Source organism: Lentzea aerocolonigenes (assembly GCF_000974445.1).
Taxonomy (GTDB): domain Bacteria; phylum Actinomycetota; class Actinomycetes; order Mycobacteriales; family Pseudonocardiaceae; genus Lentzea; species Lentzea aerocolonigenes.
This window is the reverse complement of record NZ_BBOJ01000012.1, coordinates 112349-138098: the sequence shown is the minus strand read 5'-3', so window position 1 is coordinate 138098 and position 25750 is coordinate 112349. Positions and strand designations below refer to the sequence as shown.

The following is a 25750-nucleotide window of genomic DNA, read 5'->3' as shown; positions in this document are numbered from 1 at the left end:
GGCTGCTCAAGGGACCAGCACGATCCTGCCGTTGGTGTGGCGGTGCCAGGCGTCGGTGACGTCGGCGAGCGGCACTGCCTCGTGGTCGATGGCGAGCTCGCCCTGCACGGAGTACCGCGCGATCGTCGAGATCGCGTCCGCCCGCTGCTGCGCGGTCAGCTCGTTGTTGGTGTAGCCGGACAGCCTCAACGACCGGCTGCGCAACACGGATGAGGTGATCGGGCACGTCTCGCCCGCCGAGCCGCCGAGGTTCACCCACCGGCCGCCGGGGCGCAACGCCTGGGCGGCTGCGGCGGCGGGTGCGCCGAAGAGCGGGTCGAGCAGGAGGTCGGCGGTGATGCCGGAGAAGTCGGCGTCCAACGCCACCACCGTGTCGGCACCTGCCCGCACGGCCCGTTCGCGGCCTTTCTCGGAGCGCGCGGCTGCCACCACGCGCCCCGCCCCGGCGAGCCGGGCGAGCTGGATCGCTGCCTGGCCCACCGCGCCGGCCCCGAGCACGATCACCGTCTCACCGGGTGCGAGCTCACCGCGCCACGTCAGCGCCATGTGCGCGGCGACCGCGGACAGGCCGAGCGCGGCGAGGGCCACCGGGTCGACGCCGTCCGGGAGGAAGACCAGGTCTTCGTTGCGCGCCACCGCCTTGGCGGCCATGCTCCCGTCGCCCGGCGCCATTCCGGCGGTCGTCGGGAACCACACCGCGCGTCCGCCGACCGTGCCGACGCCCTGCACGCCGGGAACGTAGGGCGTCGCGGGCACACCGAAGTAGGAGTTTCCGCCGGCGCACAACAGGTCCAGGGGCGTGATGGGTGCGGCCAGCACGTCGACGACCACGCCGCCTGAGGGTTCGTCGCGGTCAGCGAGCGACGGGGGCTGACCGGGACGCGTGATCAGTGCGGCTTGCACGGCTGGAGCACGAAGTCGTACCTGGCCTCGACCCACGGCACGGCGCACGTGGTGCCGTCCGGGGCGGGGCCGGGTTCGCGGTGGTCGTACCGGACAACGAGCTCCTGCTTGGTGCCGAACACGACGTCGCTGTCGAGGTACTCGGCGCCCTCCTCGAACAGGTGCGTGATCAACGGCTCGTAGCCGTCCGCGGTCAGCAGGAAGTGGACGTGCGCCGGGCGGAAGTGGCTGATCTCGGTCTGCCCGATCAGGTCGCCGACCGGTCCGTCCATCGGGATCGAGTAGCCCTTCGGCGCGATGGTGCGCACGCAGTAGGAACCGTCCTGCTCCGCCCGGTACTTGGCGCGCAGCCGGGCCTCGTCTACGTCGAGCTGGGCCTCGTAGGCGCCCTCCGCGTCGGCCTGCCAGACGTCCAGCACCGCACCGGGCACCGGGCTGCCGTCCAGCGAGCGGACGGTTCCGGTGATGTAGAGCGGAGTTCCGGCCACGTCGTCGGACATGTCGCCGCCGAACCCGAGCTCGGGGGAGCCGTCGATGTGGAACGGCCCGAGCACGGTGGCCGGTGTCGCGCCCGGTGCGAACCGGTGGTTCATCTGCACGACCAGCATGCTCAGCCCGAGCACGTCCGAGGCGAGGATGAACTCCTCGCGCTTCTCATCGCTGATCTGCCCCGTCGCGGTGAGCCACTGGATCGCCGCCATCCACTCGGCCTCGGTGAGCCGCACCTCGCGGGCGAAGTCGTGCAGGTGACGGACGAGCGCGGTCATGAGCTGCGCGGTCCGCGGGTCCTTCGCGGTGGCCCAGCGCTGCTCCGCGAGAGCCGTGATGTTGTCCTCGGTGACGAGCTGCATTGCTCACTCCTCCAGCGGCGCTACGGACCGGGTGTTCGAGTCCACGGACAGGAAGATGTCGTTGGCGACGGGGTTGCGCAGCTCCTCGGCGAGCTGCCCGATCAACCCGGCGGTGCGGGCCAGCAACGCGAAGCCGCGCAGAAGTTCCAGCGGCAGCCCGAGGTCGGCGAGCACCGCGCCGCACGTGCCGGCACCGTTGAGCGGCAACGTCTTCCCGAGCACCTGCGGGTGGACGCGCCCGATCGCGGCGAACAACTGGAGGTGCGGCCCGGTGAGACCTTCCTCCTCGGCGATCTCGTACAGGCGGGCGGTGCGCGGGTCGCCGTTCTTGTGCACGTGGTGGCCGAGGCCGGGGATGCGTGCTTTGCCTTGGGCTTCAAGGGTTTCCAGCGCGAGGGCGTCCCAGTCGGTTCGCGTGCGGTTGGCCGTGACGACGGAGTTGAGGAACCGGCCGGCGTCCTCGGTGACGCCGAGGAACCGGGAACCGCCGCCCAGCAGACCGGCCGCGAGCGCGCCCTGCACGGAATCCGGCGCCGACAGGAGCGTCAGGCGGCTGACGATCGCGGTGGGGGTGAAGCCGTGGTCGGCGAGCGCGGCGAGAACGGCCTCGAACAGCCGCGTCTCGCCAGGGCTCGGGCGGCGCTGGGTGGCGAGCCAGAACGCCAGCTCGCCGAACCCGACGGTGCCCATGACGTCGCGGGCGAGGTCGTGGCCCAGCAACGTGATCGTGTCGGGGGTGGAGGCGCCGAGCGCGGTCTCGTACGTGGTCACTGCTGTTCCTCCTTCAGCCACGCCCGCAGCTCGGCCCCGTGCTCGTCCAGCCCGGGCGGCGGCAGCTCGTACACCGCCGGCGTCTCCGAGAACCTGATCGGGTGCCGGGTCGTCGGCACGTCCCCGACCACCACGACCGGGTCGAGCCCGAACCGTTCCGCCATCGCGAACCCGCCGTCGATCGTGTTGATCGGCCCGCACGGCACGCCTGCCGCGACGAGCAGGTCGAACCACTCCACGGCCCCACGCGTGCGCAACCTCTCCACCAGGACCGGGCGCAGCTCCTCGCGGTTGCGGGTGCGGTCGGCGTTGCGGGCGAACCGCGGGTCGTCCGCGACGCCGTCCAGGCCGAGCACCTCGCACAGCCTGCGGAACTGGCCGTCGTTCGCGGCCGCCACGATGAGGTCGTTGTCCGCGGTGGGCAACGGTTCGTACGGGAAGACGCTCGGGTGCGCATTGCCCATCCGGAACGGCACGACGCCGCCCGCGACGAACGCCGAGCTGTGGTTCACCAGGCCCGTCAGCGCCGACGACAGCAGGTTCACCTCCACGAGCTGGCCCACCCCCGTCGCGTCCCGGTGGCGCAGCGCGGCCAGGATGCCGATCACGGCGTGGTTGCCCGCCATGACGTCGAACACCGAGATGCCCGCGCGGTAGGGCGGGCCGTCCGGGTCGCCGGTGAGGCTCATCAGGCCCGAGATCGCCTGCACCATCAGGTCGTAGCCGGGGACGTGCTTCCCGTCGCCCGAACCGAACCCGGTGATCGACGCGTAGACCACCCGCGGGTTCTCCGCGCTGACGCTCGCGTGGTCGAGTCCGTACTTGGCGAGGCCGCCGGGCTTGAAGTTCTCGATCACCACGTCCGCGCGACGGGCGAGCTCACGGCCCAGTGCGGCGTCTTCCGGGTCGCGCAGGTCCAGGGCGATGGACCGCTTGCCGCGGTTGATCCCGAGGTAGTAGGTCGAGACGTCGTCGCGCACCGGCGGCATCCACGTGCGCGTCTCGTCTCCGGACGGGCCCTCGACCTTGACGACCGAGGCGCCCATGTCGGCCAGCAGCATCGTCGCGTACGGGCCCGCGAGCACGCGGGAGAAGTCGGCGACCAGCAGGCCTTCCAGTGGGCCCATCAGACGGAGGTCCTCGTGTCGCCGCGGTACTCCGTGTACGTGTAGGGGTTGTCCAGGACCTTCGACTCGGGGATGTCCGGGTTCATGCCCTTCTGCCACGCCTCCTCGCCGAGTTGTGCCCGCAGGTGTTCGACGGTCTGCTCGACCTGCGAACGGATGGCTTGCAGATCCACGCCGACCAGTCTGTGGTCGCGCTTCACGATCCGCCCGTCGACGATCACCGTGTCCACATCGGACCGTTGTGCCTGGAACGCCACGTGCCCGTACGGGTTCAGCACGGGGAACATCGCGGGGGAGTTCTCGTTGCGCAGCAGCACGATGTCGGCCTTCTTGCCGACCTCGAGGCTGCCCAGGTCGGAAGAACGACCCAACGCACGCGCACCGCCCATCGTCGCCCAGTCGACGACGTGCTCGGCCCGCAACGACGAGTGCGTGACGGTGTCGTTGCGAGCGTGTGCGGCCATGTGTTCGCGTGCCCGGTCGGCACCCAGCGTCGTGCGCATCGCGGAGAACAGGTCGCCGCTCCACCACACCGAGGTGTCCATCGACAGCGACACCGGGATGCCGTGCTCGCGGATCGCCCACGTGGGCGGGTAGCCCTGGCCCGCGCTCTGCTCGCTCTCCGTCGACACGGAGATCGACCCGCCGGTCGCCGCGATGCGGTGGTACGAGTCCGCGGACAGCGTCGCCGCGTGGACGTAGATCGACTGCGGGGTCATGAACCCGTTGTCGTGCATCAGCCTGATGCCGTCGTCGTTGGTCGCGCCCCACACGCCTGCGTGCGTCGTGACCGGGACGCCGAGCTCGCGTGCGACCTCGAAGGCCGGCTTCTCGGGGAACGAGGGGTCGCCGGTCACGTCGAACGCGAGCTGGAAGCCCAGCATGTCGTCGCCGGTCATGCGACGGGTGACGAAGTCGCGGAACTCGGGCTTCGCCGTCCAGGAGGCGGGGGAGTCCTGGATGTTGCCGTAGGCCAGCACGAACCGGCCCGGCACCGCCCGCAGCGCGTCGACGGCGGCGTCGGCGTGGTCGGTGGTCTGCAGGCCGTGCGACCAGTCGACGGTCGTGGTGACACCGGCGTCGAGAGCCTCGGCCGCGCCGAGCAGGTTGCCGGCGTGGATGTCCTGCGGCCGGAAGACCTTGCCCCACTCGAGGTAGTACCAGACGAAGTACTGCGTGAGCGTCCAGTCGGCGCCGTAGCCGCGCATCGCGGTCTGCCACATGTGCCGGTGCGTGTCGATCATGCCCGGCATGACGATGCCGTTCGCGGCGTCGATCTCGACGGTGCCCTCCGGCACCTCCAGCCGCGGCCCGATCGCGGCGATGCGGTCGTCCACGACCAGCACGTCGTGATCGTTGAGCACCTGATGTGCGCCGTCCATCGTCAGGACGGTGCCGTTCCTGAGGACAACTGGACGTCTTTCGCCGACCATCGGGGCCTCCTCGACCGGCAGGCGGACAAGTGTCCGTTGAATCGTCAACCTTCCCCGGCCGCGCGTCAACCCCGGCTCAGGCGACGACCACGTGCGGCACCGTGTCGAGCCGGGCGAAGTCCGCGCTGATGTCGCCCGCTGCCTGCAGCAGCAGTGGCAGGTGGTGCTCGACCATGCGCTCGACGGTCGTCTCCGCCGCGTGGCAGTTGACGTTGAGGCCGGCCACGACCGTGCCGTTGCCGTCGCGCAACGGTGCCGCGATCGACCGGATGCCCGGCGCGAGCTGCTCGTCGGTCAACGCCCACCCGCGCGCCCGCACGTCCCGCAGCTCCGCGTCGCGCTCGGCGGCGTCCGGCTGCCACCTCGGCGTCAGCCCCGACCGCGACGGCTGGGCGAGCACGGCCTCCAGCTCGGCCGGCGGCAGGGCGGCGAGCTGCACTTTCCCCAACGAGGTGGGGAGTGCCGGGAACCGCGTCCCGATCTGCACGGACAGCGTGACGATCTTCGGCACCGCGACCCGTGCCACGTAGACGATGTCCGGCCCGTCGAGCTGCGCGATCGAGCAGGACTCGTTCGTGCGCGCGCCGAGCCGTTCCATGTGCGGGCGCGCCACGTCCCACAGCCCCATCGACCGCACGTACGCGACGCCGAGTTCGAGCACCTTCGGCGTGAGTGCGAACCCGGTCTCGCTCTGCCGCACGTACCCGAGCTCGGCCAGCGTGAGCAGGATCCGTCGCGCGGTCGGCCGCGCCAGCCCCGTCGCCGCCGCCACCTCGCTCAGCGGCATCACCGGACGCAACGGCTGGAACGCCCGGATCACCTCGAGACCGCGGGCGAGCGCCTCGATGAAGTCGGGGCCGGTGTCAGGTCGTGCAGGCATGCGCCCACGGTAGCGGACAGTTGTCCGTTTGCTCAGGACCTCGACGCCAGTGCCGCGCAGGCGATGACCAGCGCGGTCAGCACCAGCAGCGTCACGGACACGTCGACCGCGAAGTCGACCAGGCGCGCGGTGGCCACGATCAGTCCGATCGCGCGTCCGCGGTGCGGCGCGAACGCAGGCTGGTCACGGTGACGACGCCCAGCACGACCACGATGACGCCCAGCGAGACCGGCGTGGGGATCTCCGGCACGCCCGCCCAGACCCCGTGCGCCCAGTGCAGCACCAGCTTCACGCCGATGAACGCGAGGATGATCGCGAGCCCGTGGTTGAGGTGCACGAGCTTGGCCAGCGCGGAGTGCAGCACGAAGTACAGCGCTCGCAAGCCGAGCAGCGCGAACGCGTTGGTGGTGAACACGAGGTACGGGTCCTCGGTGATGCCGTACACCGCGGGCACCGAGTCGATGGCGAACACGACGTCGGTCGCGAAGATCGCCACCACCACGACCGCCAACGGCGTGAGCGCGCGCCGCCCGTGTTCACGCACGAACATCTTGGTGCCGCGGTAGTCGTCGGTGACCGGCATGAACTTCCGCAGCAGTCGCACCGACCGCATCTGCGAGACGTCTCCGACCGCCTCCGTGCCGGTGACCGCCGCGTGCAGGATCTTCACGGCCGAAGCGAGCAGGACCAGGCCGAACACGAGGAACGCCCAGGTGCCGGCCGACAGCATCGCGGCGCCGGCGGCGATGAAGACACCGCGCAGCACCAGCGCGCCGACGATGCCGTAGAGCAGAACCCGTTGCTGCACGGCCGAGGGCACGGCGAACGCGGCCAGCAGCAGCATGAACACGAACAGGTTGTCGACCGAGAGGGACTTCTCGACCACGAAACCCGTGACGAACTCCAGCGCCTGCCCGCCGCCGAACGCCGTCCACAGCCACAGGCCGAACACGAACGGCAGGGCCAGGTAGAACACCGACCAGCCCGCGGCCTCCTTCACCGACACCTCGTGCGGGCGGCGGGTCACCACGAAGTCGACCACCAGCAGCGCCAGCAGCACCACGATGCTGACCAGCCACAACGTCGGTGACGCGATGGATTGTGCGGGCACGGGACCTCCTCGAACGAACGCGTTCGAGGTCTCCTTCGCCCTGGTGGGGCGGCCTCCCGAGGGCACCAGCGGGGTGTCCGTACTGACCGGGCAGGCTCTTGGGAAGTACTCCCCTCGCGGAGGAGTATCCCCAGAGGGTCGCGAAAAGTAAAGCGACCTTAAAGGAGGCTTAACGGGTTGCCTCTCAAGCTGCTTGAGACCCGATAGTGGGCCGCATGGACGACGACAGGCTGTACGCCATCGGGGAGGTGGCGCGCCGCACCGGACTGACCGTCAGCGCCATCAGGTTCTACTCCGACGCCGGGATCGTCGCGCCGGCCGGAGTCACGCGCGCCGGCCACCGGCTCTACGACGTCCACGCCATCGCCGGGCTGGACTTCGTCCGCACCCTGCGCGAGCTCGACGCGGGTCTCGACGACATCCGGCAGCTGCTGGCGGGACGGCTGACGCTCACCGACCTCGCGACCGCGCACCTGGCGCGGCTGGACGACCAGGCTCGCCGCATCCGGGCCAGGCAGGCCGTGCTGCGGACGATCGTCAAGCAGCACACCGAGACCGAACAGGTGATCCTCATGCACGAGCTCGTCGCGCTGTCCGACGACGACCGCGACCGGCTGATCGACGACTTCTGGAACGAGATCAGCGACGACCTGCGCGCGAGCCCGGCCTTCGTCGACCTGCTGCGCAGCCATCGTCCGACCCTGCCGGACGAGCCCGCCACCGAGCAGCTCGAGGCGTGGATCGAGCTGGCGAACCTGCTCCAGGACAACGACTTCCGCCGCGCGGTGCGCGAGCAGCTGCGTGAGACCTGCTCGCTCGACGGCGCCGAGGTGATGACGAGCCCCGAGATGCTGGGCGCGTTCGGCAGAGGAGGGGAGATCCTGCAGGACGCGCAGACGGCCCAGCTGGCCGGTGTGCCGTCGGACTCGCCGCGAGGGCGCGAGATCGCCGGCCGGTACGTGACGTTCATGGGGGAGATCGCCGGCACGCCGGACAGCCCCGAGTTCCGGCTCAGGCTCGCCACCGACGTCCTGCACGTCGAGGAGCTCCACCTGCGGGCGGTCGAGGAGGCGGCCACGCGGCCCGATCCCCACACCAGGTACCAGTCGCTGGTCGCGACGATCAACGGCACGGCGCAGGAGGCCGCGGACTTCATGCCGTACGCCTGGCTGTCCGCGGCGCTGAAAGCGAGTCTGTCCCCCGAGCGAGCTACACGTGACTGTCCACCGCGCGGGGACGTCGCGGAACCCTGAAATCCCTAGCGTTTCCGCCATGCGAATTCTGAAGCAGCTCGTCCTCGTCGTGGTGGTCTCCGTGGCCGGCAGCGCCGCCGTTCAGGCCGCCGGCTTGAACACCCCGCTCACGTTCGTCCTCGGCCTCGCCACGGCCGCGCTGACCCTCGCCGCGTACGCGTGGGTCGTGCGCCGGACCGAACGCCGTGAGCCGACGGAGGTGGCGCTGAAGAACGCCCCGGCCTCCCTCGGGCGCGGGGTTCTCATCGGACTCGGGATGTTCGTGGCGGTCGTCGTGAACATCGCCTTCCTCGGCGGCTACGAGGTGCGCGGCTGGGGTTCGGCAGGAGGCGCGATCGCGTTCTTCGGTTTCACGGCCGCCGCCGCGGTGACGGAGGAGGTGCTGTTCCGCGGTGTGCTGTTCCGCGTCGTCGAGGAACGCCTCGGCACGTGGATCTCCTTGACGCTCACGGGTTTGCTGTTCGGGCTCGCGCACGTGTTCAACCCGAACGCGACGCTGTGGAGCGCGCTCGCCATCGCCGTCGAGGCCGGTTTCATGCTGGCCGCCGTGTACGCCGCCACGCGCAACCTGTGGGTGCCGATCGGGGTGCACTTCGGCTGGAACTTCGCGCAGGGCGGCATCTTCAGCACCAGCGTGTCGGGGCAGGACGCGCCGCAGGGGTTGCTGGACGGCGTGACGTCGGGGCCCGCGCTCGTCAGCGGCGGGGAGTTCGGGCCGGAGGCGAGCCTGTACTCGCTGCTGGCCGGTGTGGTGGTGACGGTGGTCTTCCTGTGGCTCGCGAAGCGCCGGGGCACGATCGTGCCGCGCCGGGGACGTTCCGCGCCGGCCGCTACGCTCGCCGCGTGAACCGCGCGATCCGGGACCTCTGGCGCCGGTTGGACGTCACGGTCCAGGACGCTCCGATCGCGCTGCTGCTCGTCCTCGCCTCGTTCGTCCCCGCGTTGCACAGCAAGGGCACGCAGCTCGGTGACCTGCCGGCCCGGCCGATGGACGCGCTCGCCGGCGTGGTGATCGCACTCGAATGCCTGCCGCTGGTCGTGCGCCGGCGGTGGCCCGCGGTCTGCCTTGCGGTTGTGTCGCTTGCCTTTGCCGTGGACCAGTTGCGCGGCTACCACACCGTTGCGGGCACCGCGTTGCCCATCGCGTTGGTGAGTGCCGGGCTGCACCTGGAGTTCCACCGCCGCACCACCGTGATCGTGGCGACGGTCGCGTACGTGGCGCTGGCGATCGGGCTGGACCGGGACGGGTCGACCGAGGGCGTCGCGGGGTTCGTCACGTTCTACCTGGCGCTGGCCGCCGCGTGGGGGATCGGTGCGTGGCTTCGGTTGTCGCGCAGTGCGGAGGCCGAACGCCGCCGCCACGTCGCGGAGGCCACCCGCGTCGCCGAACGGACGTCCATCGCCCGCGAGCTGCACGACGTGGTGACCCACCACGTGACGGCGATGGTGGTGCAGGCGGAGGCGGCGCGGTACCTGACCGCGGCGCCCGACCGGCTCGACCAGACGCTCCAGGCGATCACCGACACCGGCCGGCGGTCTCTCAGCGACCTGCGGCACCTGCTGGACCTGCTGAACCCCGACCACAGCCCGGAGTTCGTCGGCGACCTGCGCGGCCTGGTCGAGCAGACCCGGCTGGCCGGTCAGCCGGTGGAGTTCGCGGAGGAGGGCGAGAGCACGCGCGACGCGGGCAGCGCCGAGGCCGTGGCGTACCGGGTCGTGCAGGAGGCGTTGACGAACGCTTTGAAGTACGCGCACGGCAATCAGACGAAGGTGCATGTGCGGTACGGCGAAAGGGAGATCACGGTGGAGGTCGGCACGGAGGGCGCCCGGTCGTCGTCGGCGTCCGGCGGCAGCGGGCGCGGTCTCGCGGGACTGCGCGAGCGGGTCGACGTGCTGGGCGGCGAGTTCTCGGCGGGACAACGGGAAGGCGGCTTCGTGGTCAGGGCGCGCATCCCCGCGGGGAACCCGTCGTGACCGCACCGGTCCGCGTGCTGGTCTGCGACGACCAGGCCCTCATCCGCACCGGGTTCGCCACGATCATCGACGCGCAGCCCGACCTCGAGGTGGTGGGGGAGTGCGGGGACGGGCGCGCGGCGATCGAGCTGGCCGGGCGGCTGAAGCCGGACGTGGTGGTCATGGACGTGCGGATGCCGGTGCTCGACGGCATCGAGGCCACCAGGTTCCTCGCGGGCGCCGGGGTCCCCGATCCCGTGAAGGTGCTCGTGGTGACGACCTTCAACCTCGACGAGTACGTCTACGAGGCGTTGCGCGCGGGCGCGAGCGGGTTCCTGCTCAAGGACGCCCCGCCCGCGCAGCTGCTGCACGGCATCCGGACCGTCGCGGGCGGTGCCGCGTTGCTCGCTCCCGAGGTGACGCGCCAGCTCGTCGGCCGGTACGCGGCACGCATCCGGCCGGCCGAGCACGCCGCGGAGACCCAGCTGGCGCCGCGCGAGCTGGAGGTGCTGCGGCTCATCGCGGAAGGCCTGTCCAACAGCGAGATCGCCGCGGCGCTGGTGATCAGCCAGGAGACCGTCAAGACGTACGTCTCCCGGATCCTGACCAAGCTCGACCTGCGCGACCGGGTGCAGGCGGTCGTGTACGCCTACCGCCGCGGCCTGGTCACCTGATCAGACCGCAGTCTGCCCCTTCGCGGGCGTGGCCACGATCCGCGCGGTGACCGCGGGCGGTGGTGCGGCGACCCCGGGACCGCCCGCGTCGATCCAGTCGATCACGCCGTGCACCGCGTCGTCGTCCAGCACGGACCCCACCCACACCGGCTTGGCACCAGCTGCCCGCGCGGCGGGGCTGGGCTGCACGACGACCACGTTCGACACCTCGCACGCGTCCAGGCAGTCGGCCACGCGCACCGTCGCGACCCGTTCGCGCAGCACCCGCAGCTGGTCGTCGTGGTCGACCTCCGGGTGCTTGCTCTCGGTGCCGCAGCAACACCCGCGGCAGACGGTGATCTTCGGAGTCATGGGTCTCGTTGTACTCAGGCGCGCAGCCCGACCGCCAGGGTGAGTTCGAGCACTCGGTGCGCCGAGGTGAGGTCCGGGAACAGGTCCCGCAGTTGTCCCATCCGGTAGCGGACGGTCTGCGGGTGCACGAACAACGCCGCCGCCACCTCCTCACGCCTGCCGTGGTGCAGCAGCCACGCCCGAAGCGTTTCCTCCAGCCGTCGGGCGGAGCTGGCAGGGAGGGCGCGCAACGGTGCGAGCGCGCGCGCACGCAGGTCTGCGTATGCGTCGGGGTCGGCGGTGAGCACCAGTTCGGGCAGATGTTCTTCGGTGTCGCGGATGTCGGCAGAGAGTGAACGCGCGCGTACGGCCCGTGCGTACGAGGTGGACGCACGCATCCATGGGCGTGCAGGGCCGACCACGGCGTTGCGGTTGGTGAGCTGCCGGAGGAGGTGGGCGCGATCGGCGTCCGGCACCAGCAGCACGCCGGTCGCGTCGGGCAGGTCGTCCAGCACCAGCGTGGAGGGGTCGAGCGCCCGGTACGCGGGCCGTGCCTGGAACGCGGGGAGCAGGACCACGGTCAGCGTGGTCGGCGCCTGCCACCCGGCGCGCTGAGCGGCGGCGAGCAGCACGTCGGCGCCCGCGCCCGCGAGCAGGTCGCGGGCCAGTTGCTCCAGGTGACGCTCGTGGGCCAGGCCCCGCGCGGCCAGTTCGTCGGCGTGGCCCGCGGCGCTCGCGGCGGACAGCTCGTCGATGTAGGCGAAGGTCAGCTCGGCGAACTTCGCCACCTCCGCCGCGGGCAGCCCCGCCGGCACGGCACCCGCGGCCAGTCCTCGCCACGCCACGCGCGCGCCGACGCGGTAGGCGCTGAGCAGGGCGTCCATCGACCGGCCGTCCCGCACCTCGCCGCGGCCGAGCTCGTACGCCGCGTCACTGGCGTCGCCGCCCGTGGCTGTGCCTCCAGCGAGATCCAAGTAGTGTCCGAGCGCCGTGCGAACGGCACGGCGGATAGTGCCACCCATGCGCCCGGAAAGGGCGTTGGCATAGCTCGGCACCTCGTCGATGATGGCCTGCACCACCTCGTCGGCGGTCTGCTTCAGCACCGACCTCAACGCGGTGACCGTCGTCTCATCGAGGGCCAATTCGGTGGCCCTCTGCATTGCGTGACTCACGTTTTGTTCCCTGCGAACAATTCGGCTGGCCAAATTCACGTCCTGCGGACAGGACTTTACGCCCTGAGGCGCATCAAGCTGGAGTCATGACGAGTACCGCCCTTCGCAGCAGGGCGTGGCAACTGCTGGAAATGGTCACGACGCCGCTGCTGCCGTCGGACTACCTCGACCTGTTCAGCCCGCTTCGTGCGGGCGCGGACCTGCGAGGACGCATCGAGGCCGTGCACGCGGAGACCCCGGACGCCGCCACCATCGTGATCCGGCCCGGCAAGGGCTGGCGAGGCCACGTGGCCGGTCAGTACGTCCGGATCGGCGTCGACGTCGACGGCGTGCGCCTGTGGCGTGCCTACTCGGTGACATCGCCGACGAACCGCCAGGACGGCCGCATCACGATCACCGTGAAGGCCATCCCGGACGGCAAGGTCAGCAACCACCTGGTCCGGCACGCGAAGCCGGGCACCGTGATCCAGCTCGACCAGGCGACCGGCGAGTTCGTGCTGCCCAAGACCAAGCCCGCGAAGGTCCTCTACCTGACGGCGGGCAGCGGCATCACCCCCGTGATGGGCATGCTGCGCGACGCCCAGCTCGAGGACGTCGTGATGGTCCACTCCGCGCCGCGCAAGCAGGACGTCATCTTCCGCAACGACCTGCACGACCTGGTCGCCGACAAGAGCCTCCGCCTGGTCGAGCTGCACACCGACACCGACGGCATGCTCGACGTCGCCCGGCTCCACGAGCTGGTGCCCGACTGGGCCGAGCGCGAGACGTGGGCCTGCGGGCCGACCGGCATGCTCGACGCCGCCGAGGCCCACTGGGCGGCCAACGGCATCGCCGAGCGCCTGCACACCGAACGCTTCCGCCCCACCATCGTCGTCGCCGGAGACGGTGGCGAGGTCACGTTCGGCACCACCGGCAAGACCGTCGACGCGGACGGCGCCACGCCGTTGCTGGACGTCGGCGAGGCCGCCGGTGTGCTCATGCCGTCCGGGTGCCGCATGGGCATCTGCTTCGGCTGCAGCACGCCGCTCAAGGCGGGTGCCGTCCGCGACCTGCGCACCGGCGAGATCACCGAGGCCGAGCCGGGCGTGCTGGTGCAGACCTGCGTGTCCGCCGCCGCCGGCCCGTGCGAACTCGAACGCTGACCACAGACCTTCCTCCTCCCGCGAAGTGGCCCGACCCCCAGCCACTGGTCCCCCGAAAGCGAGCTACATGACCGCCATCGACCCCACCGCTCACCTCACCGCCGAGCAGATCGAGGAGCTCGGCCGCGAGCTGGACGCGATCCGCGACGAGGTGATCGCCAGCCGAGGTGAGAAGGACGCCGCCTACATCCGCAAGGTGATCTCGGCGCAGCGCAAGCTCGAGCTGGTCAGCCGCGGCATCCTGCTGTTCTCGATCTTCCCGCCTGCCTGGATCGTCGGCACCGCCGGCCTGTCCGTGGCGAAGATCATGGACAACATGGAGATCGGCCACAACATCCTGCACGGCCAGTGGGACTGGATGCGCGACCCGAAGATCCACTCCACCACCTGGGACTGGGACCACGTCTCGCCCGCCGACCAGTGGAAGCACTCGCACAACGAGCTGCACCACAAGTACACCAACGTGATCGGCAAGGACAACGACCTCGGCTACGGCATCATGCGCGTCGACGAGGACCAGAAGTGGCACCCGATCCACCTCGGCCAGCCGCTGTGGAACTTCATCAACGCCTGCTTCTTCGAGTACGGCATCGCCGCGTACGACCTGGAGCTCGGCAAGAACCTGCACAAGCGCCGCCGCAAGAACCCCGAGTTCCGCGCGCGGGCCAAGGCCGTGGGCCGCAAGATCCGCAAGCAGGTGCTCAAGGACTACGTGATCCACCCGCTGCTGTCGGGCCCGTCGTTCCTCACCACGCTCGCGGCGACGTTCACCGCGAACATCATCCGCAACCTCTGGTCCCACTCGGTGATCATGTGCGGGCACTTCCCCGAGGGCGTGCAGGTCTTCGAGCGCCGGTCCATCAAGGGCGAGACCCGCGGCCAGTGGTACCTGCGCCAGATGATGGGCTCCGCGAACATCAGCGGCAGCAAGGCCATGCACTTCATGACCGGCAACCTGTCGCACCAGATCGAGCACCACCTCTTCCCGGACCTGCCGAGCAACCGCTACGCCGAGGTCGCGGTCAAGGTGCGGGCGCTGTTCGAGAAGTACGAGCTGGACTACGTCACCGGGCCGCTGCCCAAGCAGGTTTTCTCCGCGTGGCACAAGGTCTTCCGCCTGTCGCTGCCGAACAAGAAGGTCAAGACGCCGGACCGCGAGCGCGAGCTCGTCGCCGCCTGACAACTGGTAATTGTCCAGACCTTTCGGCCGTACCGGCTTCGCCACCAGATCCGGTGAGATCCGTTTGACGGGCCCGATTCGCCACACCCTGCCGGCGAACGGGCCCTCAGACGGAGGAGCCCATGCGAAGGGTCAACGTGGTCGCGGCGGTACTGCTCGCGGCCGGAACGATCACCACACCCGTCTCGAACGCCGCCCCTGCCGCGATCACCGAGACGGTCTACGTGGAGTCCACAACGGACAGTGACGCGGACGGCGTGCTCGACCGGATCGCCGCCGACGTCATGCGACCGGACACCGCCGAGCGGGTGCCGATCGTCATGGAGGCCAGCCCCTACTACGGGCTGGGCGCGGAGCTGGCGTCCTCGACGGTGCCGCGCGGCTTCAAGCGCTGGTACGACGAGTACTTCGTGCCACGCGGGTACGCCGTCGTCGAGGCGGAGATGCAAGGCACCTCCCGTTCGACCGGCTGCCCGACCACCGGCGGACCCGAGGACACCGCCAGCGTGCGCGCGGTCGTCGACTGGCTCAACGGCCGTGCCAAGGCGTTCTACGCCGACGGCAGGCCCGCGGTCGCGAGCTGGAGCACCGGCAACGTCGGCATGCTCGGCGTGTCCTACAACGGAACCCTGCCCAACGCCGCCGCCGCGGCGGGCATCCCCGGCGTCAAGACGATCGTGCCGATCGCGGCGATCTCCAGCTGGTACGAGTACTCCCGCGACCAGGGCATCGCCTACCGCGGCACCCACGCGAACAACTACCCGACCTACCTGGCCAACTACGTCGTGAGCGCGGCGCAGAAGACCAGGTGCCAGGCGGTGCGCGACCGGCTGGCGCGCGAGGACGGCGACGAGACGTTCGACTACACCTCGTTCTGGAAGACCCGCGACTACCGGCAGACGGCGCAGAACGTGTCCGCGTCGGTGTTCGTCGTGCACGGCCAGAGCGACTGGAACGTCAAGCCCTCGCAGTTCGGCCGCTGGTGGAAGGAACTCGCCGACCGGAACGTGCCGCGCAAGATCTGGCTGCACCGCGGCGGTCACCTCGACCCGATCTCGTTCCGCCAGGCCGAGTGGCAGCGCGTCATGTGGCTGTGGATGGACCACTGGCTCAAGGGCGTCGACAACGGCATCATGCGCGAGCCGATGGCGGACGTGCAGAAGCCCGACGGCAGCTGGGAACAGCACGCCGCCTGGCCGCAGCCCGGCACTCAGGACACCACGCTGTACTTCGGTCCCGCGTCCGGTGGCTTCGCGGGCTCGTTGACCGCGGCGCCGGGCACCGGTGGTACGCAACGCCTGGGGGACAACGCGAACCTCAGCGAGTCGGCCATGATGGCGAACCCCGAGGTGAGCGACTCGCGCCGGCTCGTCTACGTGACGGCGCCGCTCAAGCAGGACGCCCGGCTGTCCGGCGAGGTCCGCCTCACCGCACGCGTCGCGTCGAACCGGCCGTCGACCCCGCTCACCGCGTTGCTCGTCGACTACGGCCCGAGCACGCAGGCGGTGCTCACCGACCGCAGCCCGCTCCAGCTCTCCACCGAGACCTGCACCCGCGGCGACCTGCGCAACCGCACCGGCTGCGCCCGCCCGCCGGAGGTGTCCGTGCAGGCGGTCACGGCGACCCTGCTCACCCGCGGCGCGATCGACGCGAAGAACCGGTCCTCTTTGGAGACGTCAACCCCGTTGCCCACCAACACGACCGCGGACGTCAGCTGGCGGCTGCACGCGCGGGACGCCCTGATCCCGGCCGGCCACCGCATCGGCGTCGTGATCGTCACCAACCACGGCCAGTACGTCGCCACGGACACCGGCGCGAACGGCATCTCGCTGACCGTGTCGCTCGGCGTCAGCAACGTCGTGCTGCCGATCGTGGGCGGGGCGGTCATCACCTGATTCGGGTACAGATCGACTGCATGACCCAGGTGCGATCCGAGTACGACCGCGCGGCCGAGGCGTACAACGCCGAGAACGAGACGAACCTGCAGAACGCCTACTACGAACGGCCCGCGACCCTCGCCCTGGCCGGTGAGGTCGCGGGTCGCCGCGTTCTCGACGCGGGCTGTGGAGCCGGCCCGCTGTTCGCCGCGCTGCGGGAGCGCGGTGCCGTCGTCAGCGGCATCGACGTGAGCCCGGGAATGCTGGAGCTGGCGCGTCGGCGGCTCGGCGCCGACGCGGACCTGCGGGTCGCCGACGTGGCCGACCCGCTGCCGTTCGCCGACGACACCTTCGACGACGTCATCGCGTCCCTGGTGCTGCACTACCTGAAGGACTGGGGACCGACGCTCACCGAGTTCCGGCGCGTGCTGAAGCCCGGCGGCCGGCTCATCGCCTCGGTCAACCACCCGACCGCCGATTACACGATCGAGCGCTTGTCGGGGCGCCGGCCCGACTACTTCGAGACCTACGCCTCGCCCGGGGAGTGGCAGGTGGGGGACCACACGATCAACGTGACGTTCTGGAACCGGCCGCTGCACGCGATGACCGACGCGTTCACCGCGGCCGGGTTCCGGATCTCGGTGCTGAGCGAGCCGCAGCCCGCGCCGGAAGCACGTGAGCTGTTCCCGGACGACTTCTTCCTGCTGTCGACGGCGCCGAGCTTCCTGTTCTTCGTACTCGAAGCCGCCTGACTCACGCGCCAGGCGTGACCAGGCCCGTCTCGTAGGCCAGCACCACGGCCTGGGCCCGGTCCCGCAGCTCCAGCTTGGCGAAGATGCGGGCCACGTGCGTCTTCACCGTCGCCTCGCTGAGCGTGAGGTCGTCGGCGATCTCCGAGTTCGACCGGCCGTGCCCGACCAGCGTCAGCACCTCCCGTTCGCGCGGCGTCAGCGCGGCGAGATCGCGGTGCACCACGGGCGCCGCCGGTGCGCCCGAGGCGAACCGTTCGACGAGGCGGCGGGTGATCGACGGCGCGAGCAGGGCGTCACCGGTCTCGATCAGGCGCACGGCGGCGACGAGGTGCTCCGGTGTGACGTCCTTGAGCAGGAAGCCGCTGGCGCCCGCGGCGAGCGCGTCGTAGACGTAGCGGTCGAGGTCGAACGTCGTCAGCATCAGCACGCGGCAGTCGCCCGGCTCGCGCACGATGCGGCGGGTGGCCTCCAGGCCGTCCATGCCGGGCATGCGGATGTCCATCAGCACCACGTCCGGCCGGAGATCGCGCACCGCCGACACCGCCTCGGCGCCGTCGGCCGCCTCGCCGACGACCTCGATGCCGCCGGACGAGAGGATCATGCGGAAACCGATGCGCACGAACGCCTGGTCGTCGGCGATCACGACGCGGGGCGTGGTCACGGTCGCTCGATCGGGATCTTGGCCCGGACGCGGAACCCGCCGCCGAGCCGCCTGCGCGCGTCGAGGTCGCCGCCGAGCACGGCCACGCGCTCGCGCAGTCCCAGCAGCCCGCGACCCGGTCCGTCCTCTGTGGACACCCGGTCACCGGACAGCGTGCTGGGACCGGTGTTGAGCACCTCGACCCGCAGGTGGTGGTCCGCGTACCGCACCGTCACCTCCGCCTTCCTCCCGTCGCCGTGCTTCAACGCGTTCGTCAGCGCCTCCTGGACGATCCGGTACGCGGCCAGGTCCACGCCGGACGGCAGCGGCCGCGGTTCGCCGGAGATGCGCACCTCCACCGGCAGCCCGGCGAAGGACATGCGGTCGACCAGCGAGCTGAGCCTGCTCAGACCCGGTTGCGGTGACAGCAGGTCCTCGCCGTCCGCGGAGGGCGCGAGCAGACCCAGCATGTGCCGCAGTTCCGTCATCGTGTCGCGGCCCGCGCTCTCCACGGCCAGCAACGCGTCGGTCGCCTCACCCGCCCGCGTGTCGAGCACCCGGCGCGCGGCACCGGCCTGCACGACCATGACGCTCACGTTGTGGCTGACGATGTCGTGCAGCTCCCGTGCGATCCTGGCGCGTTCGGCGTCGACGGCGGTGCGGGCGGCGGTTTCCCGTTCGCGTTCCAGCAGCCAGCCCCGTTCCTCCACCGCACGGGCGTACGCGCGTCGCGCCGCTGCCAGCCGCACCGCGAAGAACGCGGCGGCCAGGCAGGCGACGACGGCCACCACCAACTCCCACACCCCGTCACTGTCCCAGAGCCGCGACCGCGCGCGCATCACACCCCGGATGCAGCCCGTACATCCCCGGGATGACCCCCTCCGGCAGGTTACCTCCCCGGACTGACGCCCCCTGCCGCGTTCGTTGAGCAGGATTGCGGCCATGCAGAACGCAGACGCCGTCGTCGAGATGACGAACGTGCGCAAGGAGTACAGCGACTCGATCGCACTCGACGGGTTGTCGCTGACGATCCGCGCGGGGGAGGCGGTCGCGGTGATGGGGCCGTCGGGCAGCGGGAAGTCGACCCTGCTCAACATGATCGCGGGCCTGGACCGGCCGACGTCCGGCTCGGTCGTGGTGCACGGCAGCGACCTGGGGGCGCTCGACGAGACCGGCCTGGCGTTGTTCCGCCGGCGGGGCATCGGGATGATCTTTCAGTTCTTCAACCTGCTCGACGACCTGTCTGCGCTGGACAACGTCGCCCTCGCCGCGCAGCTGACCGGAACGTCCGCCGGCCAGGCCCGTGCCCGCGCGCTGGAGTTGTTCGGAGAGCTCGGCATCTCCAATCGCAAGAACGTCTACCCCGCCCAGCTCAGCGGCGGCGAACGGCAGCGCGTCGCGGTGGCCAGGGCGTTGATGAACCGCCCCGCGCTGCTGCTCGCCGACGAACCGACCGGCGCGCTGGACAGCAGGTCCGGTGAGCAGGTGATGGACCTGCTGCTCGACCTCAACCAGATCGGCCAGACGTTGCTGCTGGTCACGCACGACGGACGGCTCGCCACCCGGTGTGCGACGCGGTTGATCGAGGTCGCGGACGGCCGGATCGCGCGCGAGCACAGTCTGGAGCGCGCGTGAACGCGGTGTGGCACGCGGCGTGGGCCGCGGTGCGGCGGCGGAAGCTGCAGACGATCGTGATCGGTGTCGTGGTGTGCGCCGCGAGTGCGACGCTGGTGATGGCCCTCGGGCTGCTGGAGGCGGCGTCCGCGCCGTTCGACCGGGCGTTCGCCACGCAGCAGGGCGCGCACCTGTCCGCCGCGTTCGACCCGGCGAAGGTGTCCGAAGCCGATCTCACCCGCGCCGCCGGGAAGGCCGAGGCGACAGCAGGACCGTTCCGTCAGGCCACTGTGGACACTTCGGAGGGCGAGGTGTTCCTCGGCACGCTCACCGTCGTGGGGCGCGCGGATCCCGGCGGCCCGGTCGACCGGGTGTCGGTCTGGGAGGGACGGTGGGCGACCGGTCCCGGTGAGATCGTCCTGAACCGCGCACCCGGCTCCGACGGCCGGATGGAGCTGGGCTTCCGGCTCTCGTTGCCGGGACGTCCCGTGCTGACCGTCGTGGGGTTCGCCCGCTCCGTCACCGGATCCGCCGACGCGTGGGTCACTCCCGACCAGGTGACGGCGTTGCGACCGACGGCGTTGCAGATGCTCTACCGCTTCGGGAAGGCGGACACGGCGGTCGAAGTGGACGCGGGCCGGGCCGCCGTCACGGCGGGGCTTGCGGCGGACGCGTTGCTCGGCACGCTCTCGCACCTCACCGTCAAGGACAAGGCGACGTCCGAGCTCGGCGTCTTCATCCCGTTCCTGATGATCTTCGGCGTGCTCGGCCTGGCCGTGGCGATCCTGATCGTCGCCAACGTGGTGAGCGGCGCGGTCGTCGCGGGCCTGCGGCACATCGGGATGCTCAAGGCGATCGGCTTCACGCCGAACCAGGTCATGGCCGTCTACCTGGTGATGGTCTCGATCCCGGCGGTCGCGGGCTGTGCGGTCGGCACGGTCGTGGGCAACATCTTCGCGAAACCGGTCGTGCAGGACGCGGTCGAGGGCTTCGGCGTGGACCAGCTGAGCTTCGCGCCGTGGGTGAACGTCGCCGCGGCGGTGGGCATGCCCGTCCTGGTGGCGTCGGCAGCGCTCGTCCCGGCGCTGCGGGCGCGCCGGTTGCCGGCGGCGCGGGCGATCAGCGCCGGCGCCACCCCGCACACCGGGCGGGCGCTGCGGATCCAGCGCCGGCTCAGCGGCACGAGGTTGCCGCGCTCGGTGAGCCTCGGCCTCGGCCTGCCCTTCGCCCGTCCCGGCCGCAGCGCGCTGACGCTGGCCTCGGTCGTGCTCGGCGTCATGACCGTGACCCTCGCGGCCGGCGTGACCATGTCGATGACCGCCTACAACAACGCGGTCAGGCCCAACCACACCGACCGCGTCGAGCTGTTGGCCGGACCGCCGCCGGGCGCGCCCGTCTTCGCGGAACCGGGCGCCGAGCGGCCGGCGGCGAAGCTGAGCGACACCGAGGACGAGTCGATGTTGCGGTCGTTGCCGGGAACCTCGGCCGTGCTGGCGATGTCGCAGCTCGACACCGAGGTCGCGGGCGGCACCCAGGAGGCCACGATCCTCTTCTACCGCGGGGACACCGCCGCGCTCGGGCCGCGCGTGCTGACCGGGCACTGGCCGGACGGGCCCGGTCAGGTCGTGGTGCCGTCGAGGTTCCTGAACCAGCGCGGGCTTTCCGTCGGCGACACGATCACCGTGCAGGCGCGGGGAAACCGGACGCAGGTGAAGATCGTCGGGGTCGTGCTGACCAACAACGCCGACCAGATCTTCGCCGACTGGGCGACGCTGAACGTGCTGGCACCCGGTGCGCGCGCCAGCTCGTACCAGGTGCGGATGGCACCCGGCACGGCCCGCGACACCTACACGGCCGCAGTACGTTCTGGCGATCCGGGACTGCGCGTCCTGCCGCCGCGTGACGGCACGTCGTCGACGGCCGTGATCATCATCAGCGCGGCGGTGGTGCTGACACTGGTGCTCGGTGCGGTGGCGGCGCTCGGCGTGTTCAACACCGTGGTGCTGAACGCCCGCGAACGGCGCCGCGACCTCGGCATGCTCAAGTCGATCGGCATGACTCCGCGCCAGGTCACCGTGCTGCTGGTGACGTCCATGGGCGCACTCGGCGTGGTCGGCGGGCTGATCGGTGTGCCTCTGGGCATCGCGGTGCATCAGCTCGTCGTGCCGGCCATGGCGCACGCGGGTCAGGCCGACGCCGTCGACATCCTCATGGACGTCTACCGCGCTCCAGCGCTCGCTCTGCTGGCTCTCACCGGAGTCGTGATCGCGGTGCTCGGCGCGCTTCTGCCGGCCAGGGGAGCGGCGCGTCTCTCGATCGCGACCGTCCTGCACAACGAATGAACCAGGGGGATCAGGAATGCAGCGGATAGTGGCTTTGTCGCTCGTGTTCGCCGGGGTGCTGGCCGCGTGCCCGCCCGCCGTCGCCGACAGCGGCACGGTGATCCGGCGGACGTCGTACGGCATCCCGCACGTCAAGGCGGGGGACTACCGGAACCTGGGGCTGGGGATCGGTTACGCGTTCGCCGAGGACAACGCGTGCACCATGGCCGACATGGTCGTGACGCTGTCGGCCGAACGCACGCGGTGGTTCGGTGCGGAGAACCTCCCGAGCGACCTGTACTACCAGCGGCTCAACCAGTCCGAAGTGGTCGATCGACAGCTGATGCGCCAGTCGAGGCAGGCACGTGATCTCGTGCGCGGCTACGTGGCCGGGTTCAACCGCTACCTCGCTCGGACTCCGGATGCCTGCGGCGGCGCGAAGTGGGTGCGGCCGATCACCGAGCTCGACGTGTGGCGGCGCGTCCACCAGGTCGCGGGTCTCACCGGCAGTGAAGGCTTCCAGGACCAGATCGCGTCCGCACAACCGCCGGGCGCAGCCGTCACCGCGGCGGCGCGTGAGCCCCGGGAACGGCCTGGCAGCAACGGAATCGCGCTCGGCAGGTCGGCGACAACCACTCGAAGTGGGATGGTGCTGGGCAACCCGCACTTCTACTGGGACGACGACTGGCGCTTCTACCAGCAGCACCTCACGATCCCCGGCGAGCTGAACGTCAGCGGCGCCGGACTGTACGGCGTGCCGGTCGTCGGCATCGGGCACAACGACAGGCTGGGCTGGACCCACACCGCGTCCGAGGCGAAGACGTTCACCGTGTCGAAGCTGACCCTCGTTCCCGGCGATCCCACCAGCTACGTCGTCGACGGCCAGGTGCGTCGCATGATCGCCGAGCAGGTCGCGGTGGCCGGTGGGACGCGAACCCTGTACCGCACTCCCGACGGTCCGCTGGTCGAGGACGACGGACTGCTGCAGTGGACCGACACGACCGCTTACGTGCTGCGCGACGCCAACCACGGCAACCTGCGCCTGGTCGACCAGTGGCTCGCAATGGCCCGCGCCCGCAGCGTGGCGGACCTGCACGCGGCACTCGTCCGCCACCAGGCCCTGCCGTGGATGAACACGCTCGCCTCCGACGCCACCGGCACCGCGTACTACAGCGACGTTCAGGTCGTCCCGCACGTCACCGACGACCTGCGGGCCCGCTGCGGCACCGGTCCGGACGTCGGTCTGGTGATCCTCGACGGCAGCCGCTCGTCCTGCGACTGGGGCCGCGACGCCGACGCGGTGGTGCCTGGCACGCTGGGCCCGAACCGGTTGCCGAGCCTGGTGCGGCAGGACCACGTGAGCAACATGAACGACAGCCCGTGGCTCGCGAACCCGGCCGCCCCGCTCACCGGCTACCCGTCGATCGTCGGCGACGTCGGCACCGAACGGTCCGCGCGCACCCGCCTGGGCCTGGACATGATCGGCACCAACCGGTTCACCCTGTCCACTGTGGAGGAAGCGACGTTCGGCAACCGCAACCTCACCGCCGAGCAGGGCCTCGCCGCCGTCGTCGCGATGTGCCAGGCCAATCCCACGCTGACCGGCAGCGACGGACGTCCGGTCGACGTCCGCGCCGCCTGTTCGGCACTCGCCGGGTGGTCGGGAACCGGTGACACGGGCGCGAACAGCCGAGGTGCGTTCTTCTGGCGCACGTTCATCATGCTGTCGGACAGGCCGGGCATCGCCAGGTGGCTGGTGCCCTACGACCCGGCCGACCCCGTGCACACCCCGCGCGGCATCAACGCGGCCGATCCCGGAGTCCAGCGCTCCTTCGCCGACGCCGTCACGGCTTTCGCGGCCGCCGGTGTCGCGGTGGACGTGCCGCTCGACGCCGTGCAGCAGTACGAGGGCATCCCGATCCACGGCTGCCGCGGCCCGGAAGGCTGCTTCAACGTGATCTCGGTGGCCAGTCCGCCCCGGCGGCCCGCGAAGATCCCGCACGGATCGAGCTTCGTGATGGCCGTGGAGCTCACCGCGGCGGGACCGCGCATGCACTCGCTGCTGATCTACGGCCAGTCCGCGGATCCCGCGTCACCGCACCACACCGACCAGGCGCGGCTCTACGAGCGCAAGCAGTGGGTCACCGGTGCCTTCACCGAACGGGAGATCGCCCGCGACCCGCACCTCACCGTCCGGGTCCTGACCTAGTCGAACGTCCCGTGCCTGCCGGCGCCACCCGCGAACCGGGCGGCGCCGGCGGCACCTTCCCGTTGCACGATCGGCACTCCCGCGACCCCTTCGGCCCGCAGCGCCTCCGCCAGCGGCAGGTCGAGCCCCGCGTAGGTCGACGCCCGATCCGTGAGCACGCACTCGAACGGGAACGCGGCGATCTGCTCCGCCAGCTCCAGCGCGACGGCCACCGCCCGGCCGGGCTCGACGACCCGGTTGGCCAGTCCCATCGCAAGCGCCTCCGCGGCGTCCACCGGCCGTCCGGTGAGGATCAGGTCGAGCGCGCGCCCCAGCCCCACGATCCGGGGCAGGCGGGCCGTGCCGCCGTCGATCAACGGCACACCCCACCGCCGGCAGAACACCCCGAACACCGCGTCGCTCTCCACGACCCGCAGGTCGGCGAGCAGCGCCAGCTCCAGCCCACCCGCGACCGCGTACCCGCTGACCGCCGCGATCACCGGCTTGCTCAACCGCAACCTGCTCGGCCCCATCGGCGCCGCGCTGCCGCCGTCGGGATCGAGCTCGTTGCGGCGGGCCGGATCCGCGACGGAAGTCAGGTCCGCACCGGCGCAGAACGTCCCGCCCGCCCCCGCGAGCACCGCCACGCGCTGGGAGTCGTCCGCTTCGAACGCCAGGAAGGCTTCGCGCAGCTCGGCGGCCATCGGGCCGTCGACGGCGTTGCGACGGTCGGGGCGGTCCATCCAGATCAGGGTGGTGGTGCCGGTCTTCTCGATCCGCACGTCCATGCGCCGAGCGTAGAGGGCTGCTAGGAAGGTCTGCGTGACCGAACGCTTGGCGGGCAAGGTCGTCCTCGTGACCGGCGGAACCTCCGGCATCGGGGAGGCGATCGCGCGCAGAGTCGTCGCGGAAGGCGCCGCCGCGGTGATCGGCGCCCGCCGGGCCGAAGTCGGGCACGCCCTCGCCGACGAGCTGCGCGCCAACGGCGGCCGGGCGTTGTTCGTGCCCACCGACGTCCGGGTCGAGGCCGACGCGCAGGCACTGGTCGCCGCCGCCGTGGCCGAGTTCGGCCGGTTGGACGGTGCGGTGAACAACGCGGGGACGGTCACGGCGTCCGGTCCCGTGCAGGAGATCAGCGCGCAGGACTGGGCGGCCGACCTGGCCGTGAACCTCGACGCGGTGTTCTACGGGCTCAAGCACCAGGTCCCCGCGATGCGGACCGGCGGTTCCATCGTCAACAACGCCTCGATGGCCGCCGGCATCGGCATTCCCGGACTGTCGCCGTACGTGGCGGCCAAACACGGCGTCGTCGGCCTGACCCGGTCCGTCGCACTGGAGTGCGCTGAGCGCGGTGTGCGGGTGAACGCGCTGATCACCGGCAACGTGGACACGCCGTTGTACCGGGGCCTGCTCGGTGCCGGACCTCAGGACGACCTCGGTGAGGCGCCGAACCCGACGAAGCGCACCGCGAGTCCTGCCGAGATCGCCGCGTTCGTCGCGTTCCTGCTCAGCGACGAGGCCGCGTTCATCACCGGCGCGGCGCTCCCGATCGACGGCGGCGCCACCGCGCAATGATCC

Annotated in this window: 24 protein-coding genes; 12 read left to right on the top strand and 12 right to left on the bottom strand. The window is 71.0% G+C overall.

From position 1 onward, the window contains the following. Positions 1 to 6 precede the first annotated feature (6 nt). From AOM45_RS23400 to AOM45_RS23370, 7 genes are all read right to left on the bottom strand, one after another. Positions 7 to 903, bottom strand: a complete 897-nt coding sequence (locus tag AOM45_RS23400; RefSeq protein WP_030467227.1) for a quinone oxidoreductase family protein — start codon at positions 901 to 903, stop codon at positions 7 to 9. Beyond that, positions 888 to 1754: a dioxygenase family protein gene (locus AOM45_RS23395; protein ID WP_030467226.1), complete on the bottom strand. Its 867-nt coding sequence runs from the start codon at positions 1752 to 1754 to the stop codon at positions 888 to 890. Before AOM45_RS23395 ends, AOM45_RS23400 begins: the two co-directional genes overlap by 16 nt. 3 nt (positions 1755 to 1757) lie before the next feature. Next, entirely contained in the window at positions 1758 to 2525 is a 768-nt protein-coding gene (locus AOM45_RS23390) for a citryl-CoA lyase (RefSeq protein ID WP_030467225.1), read from the bottom strand. Continuing rightward, entirely contained in the window at positions 2522 to 3652 is a 1131-nt protein-coding gene (locus tag AOM45_RS23385) for a CaiB/BaiF CoA transferase family protein (protein WP_030467224.1), read from the bottom strand. The genes AOM45_RS23390 and AOM45_RS23385 overlap by 4 nt, the downstream gene beginning before the upstream one ends. After that, positions 3652 to 5085, bottom strand: a complete 1434-nt coding sequence (locus tag AOM45_RS23380; protein ID WP_030467223.1) for an amidohydrolase family protein — start codon at positions 5083 to 5085, stop codon at positions 3652 to 3654. Before AOM45_RS23380 ends, AOM45_RS23385 begins: the two co-directional genes overlap by 1 nt. Before the next feature lie 76 nt (positions 5086 to 5161). Then, on the bottom strand, positions 5162 to 5965 hold the full coding sequence (locus tag AOM45_RS23375) for an IclR family transcriptional regulator domain-containing protein (RefSeq protein ID WP_030467222.1): 804 nt from the start codon (positions 5963 to 5965) through the stop codon (positions 5162 to 5164). A gap of 139 nt (positions 5966 to 6104) precedes the next feature. Next, positions 6105 to 7076: a TerC/Alx family metal homeostasis membrane protein gene (locus tag AOM45_RS23370; protein WP_030467221.1), complete on the bottom strand. Its 972-nt coding sequence runs from the start codon at positions 7074 to 7076 to the stop codon at positions 6105 to 6107. A gap of 215 nt (positions 7077 to 7291) precedes the next feature. On the opposite strand from AOM45_RS23370, the gene AOM45_RS23365 reads away from it, so the two are divergent. From AOM45_RS23365 to AOM45_RS23350, 4 genes are read left to right on the top strand one after another with little or no spacing between them, the layout of a single operon-like run. Further along, a complete protein-coding gene (locus AOM45_RS23365) occupies positions 7292 to 8329 on the top strand; it encodes a helix-turn-helix domain-containing protein (RefSeq protein WP_051783190.1) in 1038 nt (345 codons plus the stop codon). Positions 8330 to 8348: 19 nt separating this feature from the next. Continuing rightward, complete coding sequence (locus AOM45_RS23360) at positions 8349 to 9176, top strand: CPBP family intramembrane glutamic endopeptidase (RefSeq protein ID WP_030467219.1); 828 nt, start codon at positions 8349 to 8351, stop codon at positions 9174 to 9176. Further along, positions 9173 to 10303, top strand: a complete 1131-nt coding sequence (locus tag AOM45_RS23355; protein WP_030467218.1) for a sensor histidine kinase — start codon at positions 9173 to 9175, stop codon at positions 10301 to 10303. The genes AOM45_RS23360 and AOM45_RS23355 overlap by 4 nt, the downstream gene beginning before the upstream one ends. After that, positions 10300 to 10956 (top strand): response regulator, encoded by a 657-nt coding sequence (locus tag AOM45_RS23350; RefSeq protein ID WP_030467217.1) that lies wholly within the window; start codon positions 10300 to 10302, stop codon positions 10954 to 10956. The genes AOM45_RS23355 and AOM45_RS23350 overlap by 4 nt, the downstream gene beginning before the upstream one ends. Here AOM45_RS23350 and AOM45_RS23345 read toward each other — a convergent pair whose 3' ends face one another. After that, positions 10957 to 11307, bottom strand: a complete 351-nt coding sequence (locus AOM45_RS23345) for a hypothetical protein (protein ID WP_081902058.1) — start codon at positions 11305 to 11307, stop codon at positions 10957 to 10959. A 14-nt stretch (positions 11308 to 11321) separates the two neighbouring features. After that, positions 11322 to 12458: a PucR family transcriptional regulator gene (locus AOM45_RS23340; RefSeq protein ID WP_030467215.1), complete on the bottom strand. Its 1137-nt coding sequence runs from the start codon at positions 12456 to 12458 to the stop codon at positions 11322 to 11324. A gap of 86 nt (positions 12459 to 12544) precedes the next feature. On the opposite strand from AOM45_RS23340, the gene AOM45_RS23335 reads away from it, so the two are divergent. The 4 genes from AOM45_RS23335 (at position 12545) to AOM45_RS23320 (ending at position 17409) form a co-directional block, all read left to right on the top strand. Then, positions 12545 to 13600 (top strand): ferredoxin reductase, encoded by a 1056-nt coding sequence (locus AOM45_RS23335; protein WP_063757017.1) that lies wholly within the window; start codon positions 12545 to 12547, stop codon positions 13598 to 13600. Between the two features lie 67 nt (positions 13601 to 13667). Continuing rightward, the gene (locus tag AOM45_RS23330) at positions 13668 to 14780 is read left to right on the top strand and encodes a fatty acid desaturase family protein (RefSeq protein WP_030467213.1); all 1113 of its coding nucleotides are present in this window, start codon (positions 13668 to 13670) and stop codon (positions 14778 to 14780) included. A 122-nt stretch (positions 14781 to 14902) separates the two neighbouring features. Then, positions 14903 to 16675 carry a CocE/NonD family hydrolase gene (locus tag AOM45_RS23325; protein WP_030467212.1) on the top strand — a complete coding sequence of 591 codons (1773 nt, stop codon included), beginning with the start codon at positions 14903 to 14905 and terminating at the stop codon, positions 16673 to 16675. A 20-nt stretch (positions 16676 to 16695) separates the two neighbouring features. Further along, positions 16696 to 17409 (top strand): class I SAM-dependent methyltransferase, encoded by a 714-nt coding sequence (locus AOM45_RS23320; RefSeq protein WP_156093777.1) that lies wholly within the window; start codon positions 16696 to 16698, stop codon positions 17407 to 17409. A gap of 1 nt (position 17410) precedes the next feature. Here the strand turns inward: AOM45_RS23320 and AOM45_RS23315 are convergent, their stop codons facing one another. Both AOM45_RS23315 and AOM45_RS23310 read right to left on the bottom strand, forming a co-directional pair. Then, on the bottom strand, positions 17411 to 18070 hold the full coding sequence (locus AOM45_RS23315) for a response regulator (RefSeq protein ID WP_030467210.1): 660 nt from the start codon (positions 18068 to 18070) through the stop codon (positions 17411 to 17413). Continuing rightward, a complete protein-coding gene (locus tag AOM45_RS23310; RefSeq protein ID WP_201780051.1) occupies positions 18067 to 18852 on the bottom strand; it encodes a sensor histidine kinase in 786 nt (261 codons plus the stop codon). Before AOM45_RS23310 ends, AOM45_RS23315 begins: the two co-directional genes overlap by 4 nt. Positions 18853 to 18991: 139 nt before the next feature. Between AOM45_RS23310 and AOM45_RS23305 the strand changes: the two genes are divergently transcribed. Genes AOM45_RS23305 through AOM45_RS23295 form a run of 3 tightly spaced genes read left to right on the top strand, consistent with a single transcriptional unit; the run spans position 18992 to position 24193 of the window. Further along, positions 18992 to 19684: an ABC transporter ATP-binding protein gene (locus AOM45_RS23305; RefSeq protein WP_030467208.1), complete on the top strand. Its 693-nt coding sequence runs from the start codon at positions 18992 to 18994 to the stop codon at positions 19682 to 19684. Then, entirely contained in the window at positions 19681 to 22005 is a 2325-nt protein-coding gene (locus tag AOM45_RS52970) for an FtsX-like permease family protein (RefSeq protein WP_030467207.1), read from the top strand. The genes AOM45_RS23305 and AOM45_RS52970 overlap by 4 nt, the downstream gene beginning before the upstream one ends. Before the next feature lie 16 nt (positions 22006 to 22021). After that, complete coding sequence (locus AOM45_RS23295) at positions 22022 to 24193, top strand: penicillin acylase family protein (protein WP_030467206.1); 2172 nt, start codon at positions 22022 to 22024, stop codon at positions 24191 to 24193. Here AOM45_RS23295 and AOM45_RS23290 read toward each other — a convergent pair. Beyond that, complete coding sequence (locus tag AOM45_RS23290) at positions 24190 to 24960, bottom strand: crotonase/enoyl-CoA hydratase family protein (RefSeq protein WP_030467205.1); 771 nt, start codon at positions 24958 to 24960, stop codon at positions 24190 to 24192. The genes AOM45_RS23295 and AOM45_RS23290 overlap by 4 nt on opposite strands. Before the next feature lie 34 nt (positions 24961 to 24994). On the opposite strand from AOM45_RS23290, the gene AOM45_RS23285 reads away from it, so the two are divergent. Beyond that, the gene (locus AOM45_RS23285; protein ID WP_030467204.1) at positions 24995 to 25747 is read left to right on the top strand and encodes an SDR family NAD(P)-dependent oxidoreductase; all 753 of its coding nucleotides are present in this window, start codon (positions 24995 to 24997) and stop codon (positions 25745 to 25747) included. The last annotated feature ends 3 nt before the right edge of the window (positions 25748 to 25750 follow it).

Excerpts from the sequence above, each read along its gene's own strand:
- AOM45_RS23395 (WP_030467226.1), bottom strand. The coding sequence starts at position 1,754 with ATGCAGCTCGTCACCGAGGACAACATCACGGCTCTCGCGGAGCAGCGC.
- AOM45_RS23385 (WP_030467224.1), bottom strand. The coding sequence starts at position 3,652 with ATGGGCCCACTGGAAGGCCTGCTGGTCGCCGACTTCTCCCGCGTGCTC.
- AOM45_RS23380 (WP_030467223.1), bottom strand. The coding sequence starts at position 5,085 with ATGGTCGGCGAAAGACGTCCAGTTGTCCTCAGGAACGGCACCGTCCTG.
- AOM45_RS23375 (WP_030467222.1), bottom strand. The coding sequence starts at position 5,965 with ATGCCTGCACGACCTGACACCGGCCCCGACTTCATCGAGGCGCTCGCC.
- AOM45_RS23365 (WP_051783190.1), top strand. The coding sequence starts at position 7,292 with ATGGACGACGACAGGCTGTACGCCATCGGGGAGGTGGCGCGCCGCACC.
- AOM45_RS23360 (WP_030467219.1), top strand. The coding sequence starts at position 8,349 with ATGCGAATTCTGAAGCAGCTCGTCCTCGTCGTGGTGGTCTCCGTGGCC.
- AOM45_RS23345 (WP_081902058.1), bottom strand. The coding sequence starts at position 11,307 with ATGACTCCGAAGATCACCGTCTGCCGCGGGTGTTGCTGCGGCACCGAG.
- AOM45_RS23335 (WP_063757017.1), top strand. The coding sequence starts at position 12,545 with ATGACGAGTACCGCCCTTCGCAGCAGGGCGTGGCAACTGCTGGAAATG.
- AOM45_RS23330 (WP_030467213.1), top strand. The coding sequence starts at position 13,668 with ATGACCGCCATCGACCCCACCGCTCACCTCACCGCCGAGCAGATCGAG.
- AOM45_RS23325 (WP_030467212.1), top strand. The coding sequence starts at position 14,903 with ATGCGAAGGGTCAACGTGGTCGCGGCGGTACTGCTCGCGGCCGGAACG.
- AOM45_RS23320 (WP_156093777.1), top strand. The coding sequence starts at position 16,696 with ATGACCCAGGTGCGATCCGAGTACGACCGCGCGGCCGAGGCGTACAAC.
- AOM45_RS23305 (WP_030467208.1), top strand. The coding sequence starts at position 18,992 with ATGCAGAACGCAGACGCCGTCGTCGAGATGACGAACGTGCGCAAGGAG.
- AOM45_RS23295 (WP_030467206.1), top strand. The coding sequence starts at position 22,022 with ATGCAGCGGATAGTGGCTTTGTCGCTCGTGTTCGCCGGGGTGCTGGCC.
- AOM45_RS23290 (WP_030467205.1), bottom strand. The coding sequence starts at position 24,960 with ATGGACGTGCGGATCGAGAAGACCGGCACCACCACCCTGATCTGGATG.